Origin of the sequence: Roseicyclus sp. (assembly GCF_052168335.1) — a bacterium.
Taxonomy (GTDB): domain Bacteria; phylum Pseudomonadota; class Alphaproteobacteria; order Rhodobacterales; family Rhodobacteraceae; genus Roseibacterium.
The window spans coordinates 1-1,042 of the sequence record NZ_JBQLZP010000685.1 but is presented as its reverse complement, the minus strand read 5'-3'; the positions used below and the strand labels follow the sequence as shown (position 1 = coordinate 1,042).

The 1,042-nt window shown below is 68.0% G+C and carries 2 protein-coding genes; both read left to right on the top strand.

Annotation, left to right across the window (positions count from 1 at the left end; genetic code table 11):
- Positions 1-172: 172 nt before the first annotated feature.
- Positions 173-742 (top strand): ribosome recycling factor, encoded by a 570-nt coding sequence (gene frr / locus ACTS11_RS20875; RefSeq protein WP_442642204.1) that lies wholly within the window; start codon positions 173-175, stop codon positions 740-742.
- Between the two features lie 99 nt (positions 743-841).
- Positions 842-1,042: undecaprenyl diphosphate synthase family protein (locus tag ACTS11_RS20870; protein WP_442642203.1), on the top strand; the 201-nt coding region annotated here is incomplete at its 3' end.

Below are 1,042 nucleotides of genomic sequence, written 5' to 3'. Positions count from 1 at the left end.
CCGGTCCTCCGTCATGGCGATCCCGCATCCCACCGTCACCTTCCCCGCGCCGCGCTGAGCGCACCGCGACACGGCCGGGCCGCGGGGTCCGGACGCCTGCCAATCCGGTTCTGGCATCTTTAACCGCGCCGGGGTATCACCGGGCGGAAGACCACGAACGCGGACGGACAGAATGGCGGACGACGACGAGCTCGACATCGACCTAGACGATCTCCAGCGGCGGATGGACGGGGCGCTCGGCGCGCTCCGGACCGAGTTCGCCTCGCTCCGGACGGGCCGGGCCTCGGCGCAGATGCTCGACCCGATCATGGTGGACGCCTACGGCTCGCCCACGCCGATCAACCAGGTCGGCACCGTCAACGTCCCCGAGCCGCGGATGGTCACGATCAACGTCTGGGACAAGTCGCTCGTCGGCAAGGTCGAGAAGGCCATCCGCGAGAGCGGGCTCGGCATCAACCCGCAGCTCAACGGCACCATCATCATGCTGCCGATCCCCGAACTGAACGAGGAGCGTCGGCGCGAGTTGACCAAGGTGGCCGCGCAATACGCCGAGCATGCGCGCGTCGCCATCCGCAACGTCCGGCGCGACGGCATGGACCAGATCAAGAAGGCCAAGGCGCAGGGCATGTCCGAGGACGACCAGAAGCTCTGGGAGGCCGAGGTGCAGGAGATGACCAACGCGCACATCGCCAAGGTCGACCAGGCTCTCGAGGCCAAGCAGGCGGAAATCATGCAGGTTTGACAGGTCTCCGCCTCGCCCTTGTCACATTGCGGGCCTAGCCCCGCCGATGCGCGCGAGGGCGTGCCAGACCCAAGCCCGAAAACGAGGACGGCCCAGCCGATGACAGAGCAGACCCCGAGCCACGTGGCGATCATCATGGACGGCAACGGACGATGGGCGCAGATGCGCGGCCGTCCCCGCCTCTTCGGCCACCACGAAGGGGCGCGGCGCGTCAAGGACATCGTCCGGGCCTGCCCCGAACTCGGCGTCGACTATCTCACGATCTTCGCCTTCTCGACCGAGAACTGGCGCCGCACCCAG

Bases quoted from the DNA above. Each gene is read 5' to 3' on its own strand.
- frr (WP_442642204.1), top strand. From the start codon at position 173: ATGGCGGACGACGACGAGCTCGACATCGACCTAGACGATCTCCAGCGG.